General features: G+C 42.4%; 17 protein-coding genes. 4 read left to right on the forward strand and 13 right to left on the reverse strand.

The window, feature by feature from the left end; translation table 11 throughout:
- Positions 1 to 2: 2 nt before the first annotated feature.
- Genes NSMS1_RS18140 through NSMS1_RS18150 form a run of 3 tightly spaced genes read right to left on the reverse strand, consistent with a single transcriptional unit; the run spans position 3 to position 3,980 of the window.
- Positions 3 to 2,699 (reverse strand): hypothetical protein, encoded by a 2,697-nt coding sequence (locus tag NSMS1_RS18140; protein ID WP_224086165.1) that lies wholly within the window; start codon positions 2,697 to 2,699, stop codon positions 3 to 5.
- Positions 2,663 to 2,827 (reverse strand): hypothetical protein, encoded by a 165-nt coding sequence (locus tag NSMS1_RS18145; RefSeq protein WP_224086166.1) that lies wholly within the window; start codon positions 2,825 to 2,827, stop codon positions 2,663 to 2,665. Before NSMS1_RS18145 ends, NSMS1_RS18140 begins: the two co-directional genes overlap by 37 nt.
- 1 nt (position 2,828) lies before the next feature.
- Complete coding sequence (locus NSMS1_RS18150; protein WP_224086167.1) at positions 2,829 to 3,980, reverse strand: hypothetical protein; 1,152 nt, start codon at positions 3,978 to 3,980, stop codon at positions 2,829 to 2,831.
- Between the two features lie 147 nt (positions 3,981 to 4,127).
- Between NSMS1_RS18150 and NSMS1_RS18155 the strand changes: the two genes are divergently transcribed.
- Both NSMS1_RS18155 and NSMS1_RS18160 read left to right on the forward strand, forming a co-directional pair.
- A complete protein-coding gene (locus NSMS1_RS18155) occupies positions 4,128 to 4,478 on the forward strand; it encodes a helix-turn-helix domain-containing protein (protein ID WP_224086168.1) in 351 nt (116 codons plus the stop codon).
- 30 nt (positions 4,479 to 4,508) lie between these two features.
- Positions 4,509 to 5,051, forward strand: a complete 543-nt coding sequence (locus NSMS1_RS18160; protein ID WP_224086169.1) for an ImmA/IrrE family metallo-endopeptidase — start codon at positions 4,509 to 4,511, stop codon at positions 5,049 to 5,051.
- 163 nt (positions 5,052 to 5,214) lie between these two features.
- Here the strand turns inward: NSMS1_RS18160 and NSMS1_RS18165 are convergent, their stop codons facing one another.
- The 7 genes from NSMS1_RS18165 to NSMS1_RS18190 form a co-directional block, all read right to left on the reverse strand.
- The gene (locus NSMS1_RS18165) at positions 5,215 to 5,448 is read right to left on the reverse strand and encodes a hypothetical protein (protein ID WP_224095435.1); all 234 of its coding nucleotides are present in this window, start codon (positions 5,446 to 5,448) and stop codon (positions 5,215 to 5,217) included.
- 133 nt (positions 5,449 to 5,581) lie between these two features.
- Positions 5,582 to 5,731 carry a helix-turn-helix domain-containing protein gene (locus NSMS1_RS18170; protein WP_263432520.1) on the reverse strand — a complete coding sequence of 50 codons (150 nt, stop codon included), beginning with the start codon at positions 5,729 to 5,731 and terminating at the stop codon, positions 5,582 to 5,584.
- Between the two features lie 99 nt (positions 5,732 to 5,830).
- On the reverse strand, positions 5,831 to 5,962 hold the full coding sequence (locus NSMS1_RS35145; protein WP_263432521.1) for a hypothetical protein: 132 nt from the start codon (positions 5,960 to 5,962) through the stop codon (positions 5,831 to 5,833).
- Positions 5,959 to 7,149, reverse strand: coding sequence for a hypothetical protein (locus tag NSMS1_RS18175; RefSeq protein ID WP_224086170.1), 1,191 nt, complete (start codon positions 7,147 to 7,149; stop codon positions 5,959 to 5,961). The genes NSMS1_RS35145 and NSMS1_RS18175 overlap by 4 nt, the downstream gene beginning before the upstream one ends.
- Before the next feature lie 46 nt (positions 7,150 to 7,195).
- The gene (locus NSMS1_RS18180; RefSeq protein ID WP_224086171.1) at positions 7,196 to 7,585 is read right to left on the reverse strand and encodes a type II toxin-antitoxin system VapC family toxin; all 390 of its coding nucleotides are present in this window, start codon (positions 7,583 to 7,585) and stop codon (positions 7,196 to 7,198) included.
- Entirely contained in the window at positions 7,582 to 7,803 is a 222-nt protein-coding gene (locus NSMS1_RS18185) for a hypothetical protein (RefSeq protein WP_224086172.1), read from the reverse strand. The genes NSMS1_RS18180 and NSMS1_RS18185 overlap by 4 nt, the downstream gene beginning before the upstream one ends.
- Positions 7,804 to 7,817: 14 nt before the next feature.
- On the reverse strand, positions 7,818 to 8,897 hold the full coding sequence (locus tag NSMS1_RS18190; RefSeq protein WP_224095269.1) for an ATP-binding protein: 1,080 nt from the start codon (positions 8,895 to 8,897) through the stop codon (positions 7,818 to 7,820).
- A 202-nt stretch (positions 8,898 to 9,099) separates the two neighbouring features.
- Here NSMS1_RS18190 and NSMS1_RS18195 point away from each other — a divergent pair, with 202 nt between their 5' ends.
- The gene (locus tag NSMS1_RS18195) at positions 9,100 to 9,336 is read left to right on the forward strand and encodes a hypothetical protein (protein ID WP_224086173.1); all 237 of its coding nucleotides are present in this window, start codon (positions 9,100 to 9,102) and stop codon (positions 9,334 to 9,336) included.
- Between the two features lie 160 nt (positions 9,337 to 9,496).
- Here NSMS1_RS18195 and glmS read toward each other — a convergent pair whose 3' ends face one another.
- Entirely contained in the window at positions 9,497 to 11,371 is a 1,875-nt protein-coding gene (glmS, locus tag NSMS1_RS18200) for a glutamine--fructose-6-phosphate transaminase (isomerizing) (RefSeq protein ID WP_224086175.1), read from the reverse strand.
- 285 nt (positions 11,372 to 11,656) lie between these two features.
- Entirely contained in the window at positions 11,657 to 11,902 is a 246-nt protein-coding gene (psaC, locus tag NSMS1_RS18205) for a photosystem I iron-sulfur center protein PsaC (RefSeq protein WP_224086177.1), read from the reverse strand.
- A gap of 411 nt (positions 11,903 to 12,313) precedes the next feature.
- Between psaC and NSMS1_RS18210 the strand changes: the two genes are divergently transcribed.
- Complete coding sequence (locus NSMS1_RS18210; protein ID WP_224086178.1) at positions 12,314 to 12,685, forward strand: DUF6464 family protein; 372 nt, start codon at positions 12,314 to 12,316, stop codon at positions 12,683 to 12,685.
- Between the two features lie 110 nt (positions 12,686 to 12,795).
- Here NSMS1_RS18210 and fmt read toward each other — a convergent pair whose 3' ends face one another.
- On the reverse strand, positions 12,796 to 13,797 hold the full coding sequence (gene fmt / locus NSMS1_RS18215) for a methionyl-tRNA formyltransferase (RefSeq protein WP_224086180.1): 1,002 nt from the start codon (positions 13,795 to 13,797) through the stop codon (positions 12,796 to 12,798).
- Positions 13,798 to 14,529: the final 732 nt, after the last annotated feature.

Here is a 14,529-nt window from a genome sequence, read left to right on the forward strand (position 1 = left end):
TTTTATCTATCTCTTGAGTCTATTTCCCAGTTAAAGCCATCGATATCAACCAAAGCATCGGCTATCGATTGGTATAAAGCTTGACTTATATTATCTTCAGTAACATAGTTGCAAAGCAAATCGATGATTGCTGCCAGCAAGCTGGTACGTGGTGTATCAGGCTGTTGCTTTTCGGCATAGTTTGGCCCCCAAGCAGCATCAACAAAGTAAGCATGAAAAGGAACACCTCCACGCAAAAGACGACCTACAGCTTGCACTATTACACCCGCAGTAGTCGCGGCTAAGTCTTGGCGAGGAAAAGCACGTAACTCTGGATTTGGACGCAGTGTTATGTAGTAAGAACGATGTTCTACCGATCGCCAGTAACGCGCAGACAATCGGCGCACAGCTTCCGCACGTCCTAAAATTCCGTCTCCTTCCCAAGCAATGAAATTCGTATCGTCCAGCCAATCCAAAGCCCGACGGTTGATTTCTTGAGCGATCGCTTGAGTATCATGTGGATGAGGATAGGGACGGGTGAGAAAGTAAACCGCACCAAAAGCAGCTTTGCCATTAGCATTTAAAATGTTGAATCCGCGTCCTATAGCACTCATCGGTGCGGCTAGGATTTTACCGCCAGTCAGCGCGAAAGTTTCAATATCTGCACGGTTGAGAGCGCCAACTTCCATTCTTGAAAGATAATCAATATCATCAGTCAAAGTTTCTGAGCGATCGCGCTGCAAATGGTAGACTTGCTCCCGCATACCCCACCAACATTGACGGATTTCATCTGCTACCCACCGCGCTTGATCGTAGGAGTTTACAAGTAACAGTAAGCGTTCCCTATCCTGCCAACAATCTGCATCACTCTGAGCAAGGTGTTTCAATTGCCCAAGTTCCTGTCCTAAATGGCCGCTCCCGTTGTTGCCAACTAAGGCTTGTGCCATTTGTTTAAACATTCCCATTTTCTGACGTTCAGCTGTTCCAGAAATACGGATAGGTTCGTCTTTGCTGTTCAGTTGAGGCAGAAACTTAAATTGGCTTTGAGCGATCGCTTCTGTTGCACTCGCCTCTGGCATTAAAATACCCTGGGGATTACCGACATGAAATTGCGTAGAATGTGGTAGATAAGATGTTCCTGATAATGCCAAAACGTTAGGACCGGGTTGACCATCCAAATCTGTAAGCAAGCGATGAAAGTTTAAAACGTAGTAACGACCAATATTTGTATAAGCGAACAAAGATAAAGCATTTTCGCTACTGTTCTCAGATTGGTTGTGATTGTCATCCTTGCGAGAATAGTAAGTACCAAACTGCCTTCCCGTTGGAGGCAAAGGTAAAATATTTAACATTGCTGTAGGCATACGACGATGTGGTGGCTCTTCATCCAGAGTGGGCGGTCGATGATGCCATTCATAAAAAACAATGCGCGTGTGTCGGTCTAAAAGGGTGATGGTCAGCGCAAACTGTAAACGATATGCCAGGGTTTCAAGAGTATCTACCGGATCTGATTCTTCCTCCTGTTTTGAGGACTTCCGCCGTTTTTTATTAGCTGTCTGCTGTGAATTGTTTTGACGTTTTTTTAGTTCTTCTCGCAGTCGTGCTAAACGTTTTCCTGTGTTGGGGAAAAAATCAACTATCCAGGCTCTGCAAGCACGATAAATACTATCATCAGTGGCACTTTCGCCGATACTATTAATCTGTTGAATCAAAAGTGCTAGTCTCTGAACTTTAGAATTGCGACGAGGTTGCCCAAGTAAAGGATCATCGTCGAGTAATGCGTCAAAATATTGCATTATCTTTTGTACACGCCTGTTATTTGCCTTAACTTCTTGCTCAGTGATATCAGAAGGATCTAACTCTTCAAGTCCAGCAAGGCGACGGGCAAATTTATACAGGAGAGAATTAGGTGTGAAATAGCCACGTTCTATCCATTTGCGTAAAAATTCGTGACCAGAATTTTTATCTAATAACGTTAATGTTGCTGTAACTACACTTTGTACATGGCGTTCTGCGGTTGCCCATCGCACCATTAATGACGGGCTAACACGGTTAAATCTCATGTAATCTTCAGTTTTCACCCCAATGTCATCAAAAACACCACCATTTGTTAGTAAAACTTCCTCAGCATATACGTCATCAAACCACTTAATAACAGTGTCTACTTCATCAAAGACAACAATATCGGAATGTAAATAAACGAGTTCTCCTATCTTGATTGGACGTAATTCTAGATGACGTGGTAAGCCAGCCATTGCCATTGCGCCTGGAGTTGTAATCCAAACACGGGCATTTGGCATATCACGATATACCTGCTGTGATGGGCAGGTGGGAAAAAACGGACACAAGTGTGATATGCCAGGGTAATTGTTTTGTTTTTTACGCTCACTTTCACTTTCTGGTGCTTTTTTGAGAGAGTGGCATGGCTCACTTCCAGGTATGAGTGGCTTGCCGTGCAAACGGTCGAAGATGTCGTTAGACTGTAGCAGTCCTTGTAAGGCACAAGCTGTTCCCAAAAAGCGATCGCCCCAATGTGGTTGTCCGCGTTGCCAATGTTCCTGAAAGTCTTTTGAGGCATAGAAGCTTTTGAGATGCGCGTCCCGTTTACTGCGCCCTAGTAACGGTACAGCAACTGGTTCATCGTTTTCTGGGTCGTTGCAGAACCACCAGTTAATCTGATTTGCTAACCGCAGTGCTGACTGTACATCACTGACAACCAAAGTGATGCGGCAAGTTCCACCTGAAGCAATAATTGGGCTTGTTCTCGCTTTAGCTCAGGGCTAGTCAATTCCTTGACACGCTTTGTAAAAATATCTGGTGGCTCAAATAATGTCATTTGATACATCATGCTATTTTCCTTGATTCAAGTGCATTACTTTGGTGATGACTTGTTCTTCAAAAGCGATGTCACTAAAGATATGGGTGCTTTTTGGTAATTCCGTTGCTTCTTCACGCAGGATTTCGATGTAATCTTGGCGCTGATGCAGACGATGGTTAGGAATAACATAAAAACTTTCGTCGTAGTGCAACTCACCTTCCCCGAATATCGGCTTCAGTTGCAAAGCCAAATCATACGGATTGCGGTAGTCTTTGATATCTACAGACCACACTGAGCCGTCACCAAAACGTAGTTGTAGGTCGTAACGGTCAATACCAGGCCAAAGTTGCACTTCGCAAAGATATTCTGGCTGTTGTTTGTGCAGCTTTGTTAAAGCATCGAATAAACGTATTTCCGGGATTCCTGGCAAACAGACCCGCCAATGAATGCCGAATTTGAGATTACACAGACCTCGCTTCCAAGAAATGCGTCGCACATGGGACAAGTTTTTCCGATGGTCGTTGCAGACACTTGGCTTAATGCCACGTAAATGTCCATGTTTTTCAATTAAAGGGCCGCAGCGATCGCAACACCAATAAGATTGGTTTTCTTTGCAGTCTTCATACAGTCCACCAACATCATCAATAGAGACATAACTTGTCTTAGAAAACTTGTTGCGAAGCTGGTCTAAAGTAGTGTAAGGATGCTCAATCAAGAATCGACGCAGCAGAACATATTCCTTTTGAGCGCGTTCAGCATCCTTTTCGTTGGCTGCTTGCAGCTTTTCCAGCAACCTCAGAAATTGGAAGTTTTCCAAGGCTATTTGTTGTACTTTTGCAGAAGCAAACTCAGGAATTTGCCCTCGTTTGATTAATTGTTCGTAGAAATATTGACTTGCTTCCTCACTTAGCGCTCTATCGTATATCAAGCCATATTCTGAGTCAAACTCTTTGGGTATTTCTAGGGAATACCATGTTTGCAAAGGTTTTTCTAAAAGAGTTAAAAGACCTTCCAAAGTACGTGGATAAGCAATAGCTGACATCTTCAATGCCAAAGTATTACAAGCACGCCGTAAGAAATCAGGGTAGGGGTATTTAGGGATTTGGTCTTGAGTATCTGGACGGAAAAACTCTGCTAAACCAACAACCAACAAATCAAATATGATGATTTCGTTATTATCCAAGGAGTACCTCCTTTGTAGAAAATCAGCTGTGGATAGATTTCGTCTCTTAGATGAAACACTGTTAATTGTATGTATACAAAGAATACATAATAACTATAGCTGAGTGATACAATAAAGAAAAGCGTTTCACAAAAGCAACAATAAACTATGGGATACAACTTAGACACAGCTTTATTAGGTGCAATGGTGAAGACGAAGCGAGGGAGCAAGGGTTTGCGAGATACAGCTAAAGAAATAGGTAATATTAGTTCTGCTACACTCTCACGGGTAGAAAATGGCAAAATGCCTGATATGGATACCTTTTTATTACTTTGCAATTGGCTACAAGTGTCACCATCTGAACTATTTAAGAAAACAGAAGAATCCGAAGTTTCCTGCGACTTTAATACATTAGAGACAATAGAAATTCAATTGCGAGCATCCAAAAAACTTGATCCAGCAGTAGCTAATGCACTAGCAGAATTAGTCAAAGCAGCCTATAGGGATAATTCTCAATAGAGTGACAATTAATAGCCAGATTAAAATAATATGACACTAACAGAGACATTACCAACAGAGTTTAGGCAGAGGTGTGAAGGAATTGCCACCGAGCAACGTAGTTTATTAAGATTACGAGCATTTGACTCATTACCCGCAGATATGCTAACGGCTCAAATGAATGCAAAAATTGTGACACCCGAACAGATTCCCAGCTTAGACCCTAGTATCGTGGAGATATTGCTCAATAGTGACCAATGGTCAGCAGGAATTATTAATCAAAACCCACTCTGGATTATCAACAATCCACGCCATACTCCCGCACGACGTGAATCAAACCTGATGCACGAGTTTGGACACTTGCTATTAAGACATAAAATCGTCCGCTTTGATCCAAATACTGGGCTTCCTCTGCGCCGACAAAACGATGAAAATGAAGCAACTTATTTAGGTGGCTGTCTTCAAATTCCACGCCGGGGATTACTCTGGGCTGTTCAGCGTCAAATGACACAGACGCAAATAGCGTTGCATTTTCATGCAAGTGAGGAAATGGTGCGATTCCGTAGCAATGTCACAGGCGTAAATATCAGATAAATATTGTATAAAAACTTGGATGCGGCAAATTTTTCAAGTCATAACTTAAGTTTCATCGATTTGTAGTGAGGTTAAATCAACATGAGTTCTGGGAAGAAACTGCGATCGCCCTCCAGACAAAAGTGATGTATGCAATCGCATTGATTGAATTGTTTGCACTTACTTACTTTGATAAAACTATGCTTTGACGGATAGTACGCTTGCGATCGCTTTTGCGAGTACCGCCAGCCATTTGATACTCATGGCTGTTGTTACCATATTTGTAAGCAATACCACGCAAGATTTTTTCAGAATAATCATTCTTTGTGGATGAGGTTAGCGCAACGTTAATAAGCCTGCGATCGTCATCATGAAGTATAACGTGAAGACGGAAATCGCTTTCAAGTACGCAAAACACGGAAATGTGAAAGCGGAAGTTGCTTGCGGGAAAGCAGAAGTTGCTTCCAAGTACGCAAAACACGGAAATGTGAAGGCGGAAGTTGCTTGCGGGAAGGCAGAAGTTTATTCATAATCTGTGAGTATCTCTTTAACTACTTGATAGTCAGATTCTTTTTTTTTACTTGTTCAATTAAACTGGATGGTAACAATTCTCTCAAGAGTGGCAACCAATAGTTAAATGTGTCATTTGCTGTAGACTCGCTCACTCCAAACTGGATACCCAAAAGTTGAAAGGTTGTCATATGCCTCAGATATACTAAGGTTAAAATTATTTGTTCTTTGATAGATAGTTTTGGTTTACGACCTCCACCACCAGTAATAATTCTAACTTTCTTGGATTCTCACAACGCTTGTTTCTCATGGTGTAACTGCTCTGTATTTTGGATTAATTGTTGTAACTGTTCATACTCCATACCAATTAACCGCTTTGTTTCTTTCGGATTCTCCTCAATGTGATTCAGTATATTACTCATATTTTAGTGTCAAAAAACTTCTCATGATGTTCTCCTACCACAAAATATACTATTTTGGAGATGTCTTTTTGATTGAGAGCCGCATCTACATCTTCACTGACGCGCTTGAAGATGCGTAGTATATGGTTAATTGGACTTTGTAATTCCCCTATTTCTAGACTGCGGTGAATTTGACGGATAGCTTGCACACTGGTACAGGCTTGTAAATTGCCTGCATCTAGTTCAATTTGTACTGCTTGAACAGCCCAACGTTGAGGACTGGTAGCTAAATATTCTAAAGCAGCTTTGCCTTCAACTGGGTTATGTTTAATGACAAAAAGTAGATGTTCATCTAAGCCAAATAAACGTAGACGCTGCCACTCATCCCAGAAGGCAGAGTGCCAGCGAAATAAACAAGGACTTTTAGCGTTACGTGTTTTGTCCAATCCATAGAGTAAATAATTCCATACGATAAGAAATGGAAATGATATAATAGGTAGCCATGAGTTGATAGTAGCTCCCACACCTCCCGCCACGGCCAAGACCAAGCCTACCGCCACGCTTCCCATCACGTCCAGCACTATGACGAAGACCAGGCCTACCGCCACGCCTATTGCCACGGCGAACGTCACGTCTACCGCAAAGGCGAACGCCACGGCGAACGCCACGCCTCCCGCAAAGGCGAAAGCCACGGTGAACACCAAGGCGAAAGCCACGGCTTCTAAGTCTTGGTCTCCTGGCACTTTTCCCATCATGCTTTGCACTATGGCTAACTCCCCTTTTCCCATCACGCCTATCGCCGTGGCGTTCGCCACACCAAACGCCACACCAAACGCCACGCCTCTCGCCACGCCCCCCACCACGCCCCCCACCACGCCCCCCACCACGCCGAACTGCACGCCCTCCACCACGCCAACAACTATATTTTCGACTGGTACACGCAATATAAACAGCACTAAGCCAAATATTAAGTTAGCCAGAATAGGTAAAATAATATTCCCCTGAATTATTAACCGCCATCCGCCTTGCCGTCTTATAGTAATGAACGAAGATTCTCTATCTAGATAGGGGTGAATGCGCTTGAGGTGGTTACGCCATGCTGCGGGACGGAAGAACAACCAGAAAAGCAGTTGTAGGCTACCCAGTATCAAGTTTGGGTGCTGTCGGGGTGAATCTGTGTAGGCGTTGTGGAGTGAGTTTTTAGGCATTTAAGTTGTTTTGTAGATGTTGAGAGATGAGAAATCTAGTTAAAATTTATTTAAGAGTTTGCACGCCAGGATACGCAAGAATCTTTGCGTCAACCGTGAGTAAAGGGCAGTTGTAAATTCTGGCAGTGGCTACAATAACTTGGTCAAATGGATCTCGGTGAAAGCCTTGGAGTTGAGTTGATTCAACGATGATGGGGATTGTTATGTCGAGTAGCTGCACTCCTGGATAAGCTAAAGCTGCCGTAAACCACTCATCAACTGTGTACGGTAGAGTTAGCTTACCAATCTCTACTAATTTGGCTATTTCCCAACAAGACATTATGCTAACCCCTAACCCTTGGGATTCATATTGTTGCAGCCAGCCTTGATATTTTGGGGTTAGTCTGGCATCACCTTGAATCCACCAAACCCATATATGAGTATCTAATACAATCATTGCAAGGCTTCCCAATCTTCCAGAGGGACAGCAGGTTCAAAAGGATCATCATAACGATACGGTTGTTTGCCACGCAAAGGATACAGATTCGCCTCTTGCCGATGAGTGTCACTTTCTAAAATAATAATCTCAACCGATTCTCCAGCCTGAAAAGGTAAATCTTTGATGATCAAAGTTCCGTCTTCGGTCAATGTTGTTTCAATTCGATGTGCTTTCATAGTCGCTCTACTAATTATGAATCAAATAAATCAGTAAATGGGTTCATTTGTATTAATCCTTCCTCACGCCAACTATCATCAGTTTCTCCTTCTTCTAGAGTAAACAATCTTTCTCGACATAAAATTTGTAATAACAGTGGTTGATATTTGCTTTGAGTTAATATCCACTCAACATCCTCATCAGGCAAAGGTATTGGTGAAGTCGCTATCAATTCCCGTGCCTCTGCTTCCGTCAATGCTCCTAGATATGCCGTGTAGCCGAAAATATTGAAAAATGGTGAACTATGTCCTGTATTTTTTGCTAAATCAATTGGTGATTCAAGACTAGATAAAACAAATGCTAAATTACCCCTTGTATGGTTGGTTGCTAAAGAACGTAAGCTTTCCCAAAAGGTATCGTCCAACTTTGGACAACGTTGTAACCCAACACCAATCTCATCTAATAAAATGACAGTGGGAGAAGACAAGTTTTCACTAACTATATCCATAAAATAATCTAAATTACACAGTGTTGGAAGTGGGAAATTTAGAGATACTAAAATATGTTTTAATAGTCCTTCTCGGCTTTGCAGTCGCCCATCTTGCAAGTCTACAAACACCCATTTGTAATTTTTTGGATGGGGTAGCCAATCAGATTTTTGACTAGGACGTAGTTGTGCTGCTGGGGTGGTAGTGATATTTTTTAAATAGTGTAGTAAAGAAGTTTTACCACTGTGCTTTTGACCAATGATAGCGGCGTTTTGCAGAGGATGGCGTTTGAGGAGGTTAAACAGACGCTTTAATTCCTTCTCTCGTCCAAAAAAGTAACGCGGTTCAATTATGGGTGCGCCAGTGATGAAGGGTGATGTTTCTCTGCTAGTTTGTGGAGTTTTTGCTTCTTGGTAACTAATCTTTTGCCAATCGAAACCTAGCTTGTTGCAGAGTTCTAGGAAATTTAGATAATCAACTGGTTTGCCAGTAAGGAAGCTTTTGATTGTGGACAAGCTAAGTCCTGTTTCAGTAGCAAATGACTGCTGGCTGGGAAAGCCGTTACGTTGAAGTGCTGACTTGACTTTATCAATATACTCTGCTGCTACCTTAAGCGATCGCGCCATCACTGTCACTCAAACATTACTGCCATTATGTCAGCATTCTATACCAGATAAGCGGTATTAATAGCGTTTGAGAGTTTTAAGCACCATACAACCTCAACTCATCTATATTCCCCCAAAAATACAAGATAAGTCATCCTTGGCTCAACCTCATACTCAACCAGCCTCATCTTTAAATGAAAATGTAACGAGAGAGGGCTGCAAAATGAAAAAAGTATTGGGAATCCTGCAAGTTGCTTTCTTATCTTCTAGTGTTGTTATGTGCGCTACGGTGACTTACGCTGCTATTGATATGGCTACTGGTCAATATCGAGTGGAAATAGCAGTCAATAATCAAGGACTCACTATTAAGTCTATTATCGACAAGAGAGAGTGCAGAATTGAAGAACAACCTAATCAAGCTTTACCTTGTAAAGCTTCTCAACAGCAACCCTTGAATTGAGTATAAAGCAGAGTAAGGAATTGATAATTTCTCACTGCTGACAAAAAGAGTGATCGCTTAAAACTAAACGTTAGGCGATCGCTCTTTTTTTGGTACAATAGTTTTATGGATTGTTAAACTGAATTATTTTTCTACAACCTCAATATTTCTCGATTCAACACTACTCAACCGTCACAGATTTTGCCAAATTCCTTGGCTGATCGACATCCAAACCACGACGGGCGGCGATGTGGTAAGCCAATAGTTGCAAAGGTACTACTGTGAGGATGGGTGAGAGTAATTCATCCACTGATGATACAGGGAGTAAATCATTGAAGATTTCCCCGGCTTCGCCATCGCTAACTGGCGTTACCCCAATTAAGCGAGAATCTCTGGCTTTGGCTTCCTGGGAATTGGAAATCACCTTTTCATACACTGTACCAGGATAGGCGATCGCCACTACAGGCACTTTCGCATCTAACAAAGCAATGGGGCCATGTTTCATTTCCCCAGCCGGATAACCTTCAGCGTGAATATAGCTGATTTCTTTTAATTTCAATGCCCCTTCCAAGGCAATGGGGAAATTAATTCCTCTACCCAAAAAGATGAAATCTTGAGTCTCTGCAAACTCATGGGCTAAATGTTCTGTCAATTGTTCTTGACGTTCTAAAGTCGCTTCTATTTCTTTGGGTATTTTGCGCAAGCCTTGAATAATATCTGCTAGTTTATCCGGCGCTACAGTCTGGCGATGATAGGCTAAATCTATGGCTAGGGCATAAAACGCCATCAGTTGGGCGACAAAAGTTTTCGTAGCTGCCACACCGATTTCAATTCCTGCCAAGGTATTGATAATATGGGGTACAAGATGACCAAGGCTACTCTCTGGGCGATTGGTAATCCCCAATAGTCGGGCTTGATATTTTGTTTCTTTACCTTGACGGCGTTCTTTTTCCATCGCTAAGGCGGCTAAGGTATCAGCCGTTTCCCCGGACTGCGTAACGCCGATAGTTAATGTATTGGCTGTTAGCGGTGAGGGTGCATAACGATACTCAGACGCATAATGTACTTGAGTAGAAATTCCTGCTAATTGTTCAAGTAAATACTTTCCTACTAAAGCGGCGTGCCAACTAGTGCCGCAAGCAACAATATGAATTTGTTCTATGTCTGCGTAAAATTGTTCTGGTAAACCTAACTTAACTGGTGATTGAAATGATTCACCACTATTAACTTCTGTATGAAAATATGCGTCTAAACTTGCTCTAACTACTCCAGGTTGCTCATAAATTTCTTTGAGCATAAAGTGCTTGAATCCCTGCTTCTCTACCATTGTGGGACTCAAGTTCAACAACCTGGGTTGTTTTTTCAGCCTGTCGCCAGCAAAGTTGTAAATTTCTACTCCCAAGGGTGTCAGACGGGCAATTTCGCCATTCTCTAGGGGTAAGACAGCGCGGGTATGGGAAACGATCGCAGGCGTATCTGAGGCACAGAAAAACTCACCTTGACCAAATCCTATCACTAAAGGCGCTTGCTGGCGGACAACAATCAACTCGTCTGGGTAGTCAGCCGAAATGACGGCGATCGCAAATGCTCCATGCAGATGGCTAACAGCTTGGCGGACTGCTTCTAGAAAAGAGGAGGCATTTTTTGCCAATTCGGCTATCAGGTGAGGAATTACTTCTGTATCGGTTTCCGACCGAAACTCATACCCCTTCTGCTTCAGTTCTTCCCGTAGCTCCCGATAATTTTCAATTATCCCATTCTGCACAACAGCAATTCGCTTTGCTGCATCTAAATGAGGATGAGCGTTATGCTCTTCTGGTTTACCATGAGTCGCCCAGCGTGTATGACCGATGCCAATTTGAGCCGGGGTTGCAAGTTGTTCCAGTTTAGAACGAAGGTTATGCAGTTTACCCTTTGCCCGGACACAGTGAACCTCACCTTCCCATACCGTAGCCACACCAGCCGAGTCATAACCCCGATACTCTAACTTTTCCAGCCCAGATAATAAAATTTCTGTCGCTGCTTGAGTGCCAATATACCCAACGATGCCACACATTGCTCACACCACCCTTTATTCAAGAGAATTAAATTCCAGTATAGTCAACAGTTAACAGTTGACAGTTGACAGTTGACAGTTGACAAACTTTACTAAAGAAAAAAAGGAGCAAGCAGGTTGCTCCTCTGTCCACTAGGTATTTTTCTATAAATTTCTAAAATTTTATAGGATGGGCGCGATCGCTTACCGAGAGACGAAAGGCGATCGCTACCCACCCTACAAAGCTAAAGAGGCTTGCTATCGATGCGCTTAATGGAGAGCAATAAGGAATCGGTAGTTAATTCCTTAGTAAGCTAGACCCATGCTGCGAGTTGTTTCTGCACCCAGATAAACCCGTACGCTCAAAAAGTCAGTGGGGCAAGCAGTTTCACAACGCTTACAGCCCACACAGTCTTCTATACGGGGTGAAGATGCGATTTGGCCAGCCTTGCAGCCGTCCCAAGGAACCATCTCCAGAACGTCGGTAGGGCAGGCGCGGACGCATTGTGTGCAACCAATGCAGGTATCGTAGATTTTTACGGTATGAGACATTGAAAAAACGGCTCCTTTCCAGTGTTCTTTTCTGTGAAAGAATCATAATCAAGGCATAGTTTACCGCAGTCGCTTATACGCCGTAAGTAAAAGGCTACATAACTTTAAACAATGTAATAGGCACTTGGAAAAATTAGCTTTTCCGCAATCTCTCTGTTTACCTATAAATCAGCTACATTGTGCGCTGGTAATTACTCTGCTGACTTTTTTAATAAAAATAAATTTGTAAAGATATATAACGTGAATGTTGGCTGTTAACTAGCGAAAGATGAGGGAGAGGGGGAGCAGGGACTAATGACTAATGACTAATGACCAATTTGTAGTGAATCATTAATTATAAGCTGAATCCGGTGAACTAGCTTAGGCTGCTGCGATACTATTTTTATAATGTAAACCACATCACATGAACTCATGGAGCCAGACTCTTTACCAACCGAGGTAATTCTGACGCATCCCCGTCGCTCCCTCGGTAAAGTCCAATTGGACTGGACACCACAACCTGGAAATTATCTCGATTTTGAAGGTAAAACCTACGCCGTTCTTGAACGTCGCCATAGATATCAGTTCAAATCAGGGCGTTATCGCCTGCATAATATAGCCGTTTACGTCCAGTCGGCGCAAAAACCGACAGAAAAAACTTTAGTAGCCGGACGTTGGGTTGTAGGCGATGCCACTTGTACGTACAATGCCCACTCAGAAATCATTCGCTGTGCAGTAAATCCTAATGGACCTTGCGAGTCCTGCCGTTATTATCAAAGGGCAGAACTCTATCCCCAAACCTAACCCCACTCATCCTAGCTAATTCAAAATTCGTCTTGAAAAGTTTGCTCAACGGGGGGAACCCCCGCACGCAACTTTCCGCAAAATTCAAAAGCTAGATACGGTAGTACGAATTACGAACCCCCTAAAACTTCTCCCACAGCCAAACGTGTACCATTAACAAAATCCCATCCTGCTTGGGGACGTTTGCCAGGTAGCTGAACCTCTCTTAAGAGTAACAGCCCTTCACCCGTTTGAGCGATCGCGCCAACTCCCTTGGTTATGCTTACCACTTCGCCTGGACTACCCGATATATTCGATAAATCTGGCAATTTTTGATAAATCTTTTCTAATTCTGGTGGTAGCCCATCCCTGTAAGCAGCACCAAGGGGAAGGGAGGCTGTAATCTTGAGAGGTTGGTTACGGAAGGTAGTTGTGCAATTCGGGTAAAATCCTCTGATTTGGTTGTGCAGTTGCCAAGCACTCCTTGACCAATCTAAAGCATAATCTTCTTTTTGAATTAAAGAAGCATAAGTGGCGGCTGTGTTGTCTTGTGGAATGGGTTGAATTTCCTGGTGCTGTAGCTTGAGTAAGGTTTCTATCAACAAATCTCCACCAATTACAGATAATCTCTGGGCTAAATCATCAGCATTATCGAGTAAGCCTATGGGTGTAGTCGCTTTAAGTAACATTGCCCCAGTATCCATACCTGCATCCATTAACATCGTCGTGATCCCCGTTTCTTTTTCTCCGTTGTACAGACACCATTGAATCGGCGCTGCACCCCGGTACTGAGGCAAAATTGAACCATGTACATTTACTGAACCCAGTTTTGGCATATCCAGAATTTTCTGTGACAGGATTTGCCCATAGGCAACCACAACAAAAGCATCTGCGTTTAATTGCTTAAGTTGAGTGAGGGTTTCGGTATGTTTCTTAATCCGTTCTGGTTGCCACACTGGTAGATTGTGTGCGATCGCCACATTTTTGATTGGTGAAGGTGTCAATTTATTTCCCCGTTCTCGGCGTTTATCCGGTTGAGTTACCACAGCCAACACATCAAAATTGGGATTTTCTAGCAATTTATGTAAAGTAGGAACTGCAAATTCTGGTGTACCAAAAAATACTATTTTCATTAGTTATTAGTAATTAAGTATTGGTCATTAGTGAGCTAGCGATGGGTACGTAGAAGGTTTCCCCATGAGTAACTAGTGTTTCCCGTTCGCAAAGAGTCCCGCAGGGAAAGGGTACTCTACGAGAACCCGTAAGGGTCATTAGTCCATAGTTAACACTCAACAGTCAACTGTCTACTGTCCCTATGCACTTTTTATTGGCAACTAATAATTAAATATACGGTGGTAAAACTAAAATTTTCTTGGTACACTTATTACTACATTGACTAGCAGCTACACAGTCTATAACTGTATATAAAGCTAGTAGTTTTTATATTTGGTTAAGTCTACCCATTGAATTTCGGTGACTAAAATCCCAGCTATCTAGCCTAAGATTTTAGTGACGTTTATGAAAACTTCAATAGCAACTTCTACCTACGGGTAGCTGCTAAAGTTTTTTACAGCTTTCCCAATTTTCTAACTAACGCCTCACATAAACCATTATCAGGGTCTGTACTGTTATAGCGGCATATTGGCAGAGTAGCTCACCATAGCTAAATGTTAATTACGCTAACTTTACAATCTGTAATATTTTCTATTGAGCTATCAATGATAGTTCAAACATCTCTTAATTGCTTTTTAAATAAATAGCAACAAATACCTATTCTAAGTAATAACTCGGCAGGAAATATACTGGTAATTTTTAACTAGTATATTTTACGTAATATCCACATTTAGAAAAACAAGGTTTAAATA

The sequence above is a fragment of the Nostoc sp. MS1 genome, from assembly GCF_019976755.1.
Lineage (GTDB): Bacteria > Cyanobacteriota > Cyanobacteriia > Cyanobacteriales > Nostocaceae > Trichormus.

What these genes read in the sequence shown, in the direction of transcription:
- glmS (WP_224086175.1), bottom strand. Translation starts at nt 11,371, where the DNA reads ATGTGTGGCATCGTTGGGTATATTGGCACTCAAGCAGCGACAGAAATT.
- NSMS1_RS18175 (WP_224086170.1), bottom strand. Translation starts at nt 7,149, where the DNA reads ATGCCTAAAAACTCACTCCACAACGCCTACACAGATTCACCCCGACAG.
- NSMS1_RS18145 (WP_224086166.1), bottom strand. Translation starts at nt 2,827, where the DNA reads ATGATGTATCAAATGACATTATTTGAGCCACCAGATATTTTTACAAAG.
- NSMS1_RS35145 (WP_263432521.1), bottom strand. Translation starts at nt 5,962, where the DNA reads ATGAGTAATATACTGAATCACATTGAGGAGAATCCGAAAGAAACAAAG.
- NSMS1_RS18185 (WP_224086172.1), bottom strand. Translation starts at nt 7,803, where the DNA reads ATGAAAGCACATCGAATTGAAACAACATTGACCGAAGACGGAACTTTG.
- NSMS1_RS18195 (WP_224086173.1), top strand. Translation starts at nt 9,100, where the DNA reads ATGAAAAAAGTATTGGGAATCCTGCAAGTTGCTTTCTTATCTTCTAGT.
- NSMS1_RS18155 (WP_224086168.1), top strand. Translation starts at nt 4,128, where the DNA reads ATGGGATACAACTTAGACACAGCTTTATTAGGTGCAATGGTGAAGACG.
- psaC (WP_224086177.1), bottom strand. Translation starts at nt 11,902, where the DNA reads ATGTCTCATACCGTAAAAATCTACGATACCTGCATTGGTTGCACACAA.
- NSMS1_RS18170 (WP_263432520.1), bottom strand. Translation starts at nt 5,731, where the DNA reads ATGACAACCTTTCAACTTTTGGGTATCCAGTTTGGAGTGAGCGAGTCT.
- NSMS1_RS18190 (WP_224095269.1), bottom strand. Translation starts at nt 8,897, where the DNA reads ATGGCGCGATCGCTTAAGGTAGCAGCAGAGTATATTGATAAAGTCAAG.
- NSMS1_RS18180 (WP_224086171.1), bottom strand. Translation starts at nt 7,585, where the DNA reads ATGATTGTATTAGATACTCATATATGGGTTTGGTGGATTCAAGGTGAT.
- fmt (WP_224086180.1), bottom strand. Translation starts at nt 13,797, where the DNA reads ATGAAAATAGTATTTTTTGGTACACCAGAATTTGCAGTTCCTACTTTA.
- NSMS1_RS18210 (WP_224086178.1), top strand. Translation starts at nt 12,314, where the DNA reads ATGGAGCCAGACTCTTTACCAACCGAGGTAATTCTGACGCATCCCCGT.
- NSMS1_RS18160 (WP_224086169.1), top strand. Translation starts at nt 4,509, where the DNA reads ATGACACTAACAGAGACATTACCAACAGAGTTTAGGCAGAGGTGTGAA.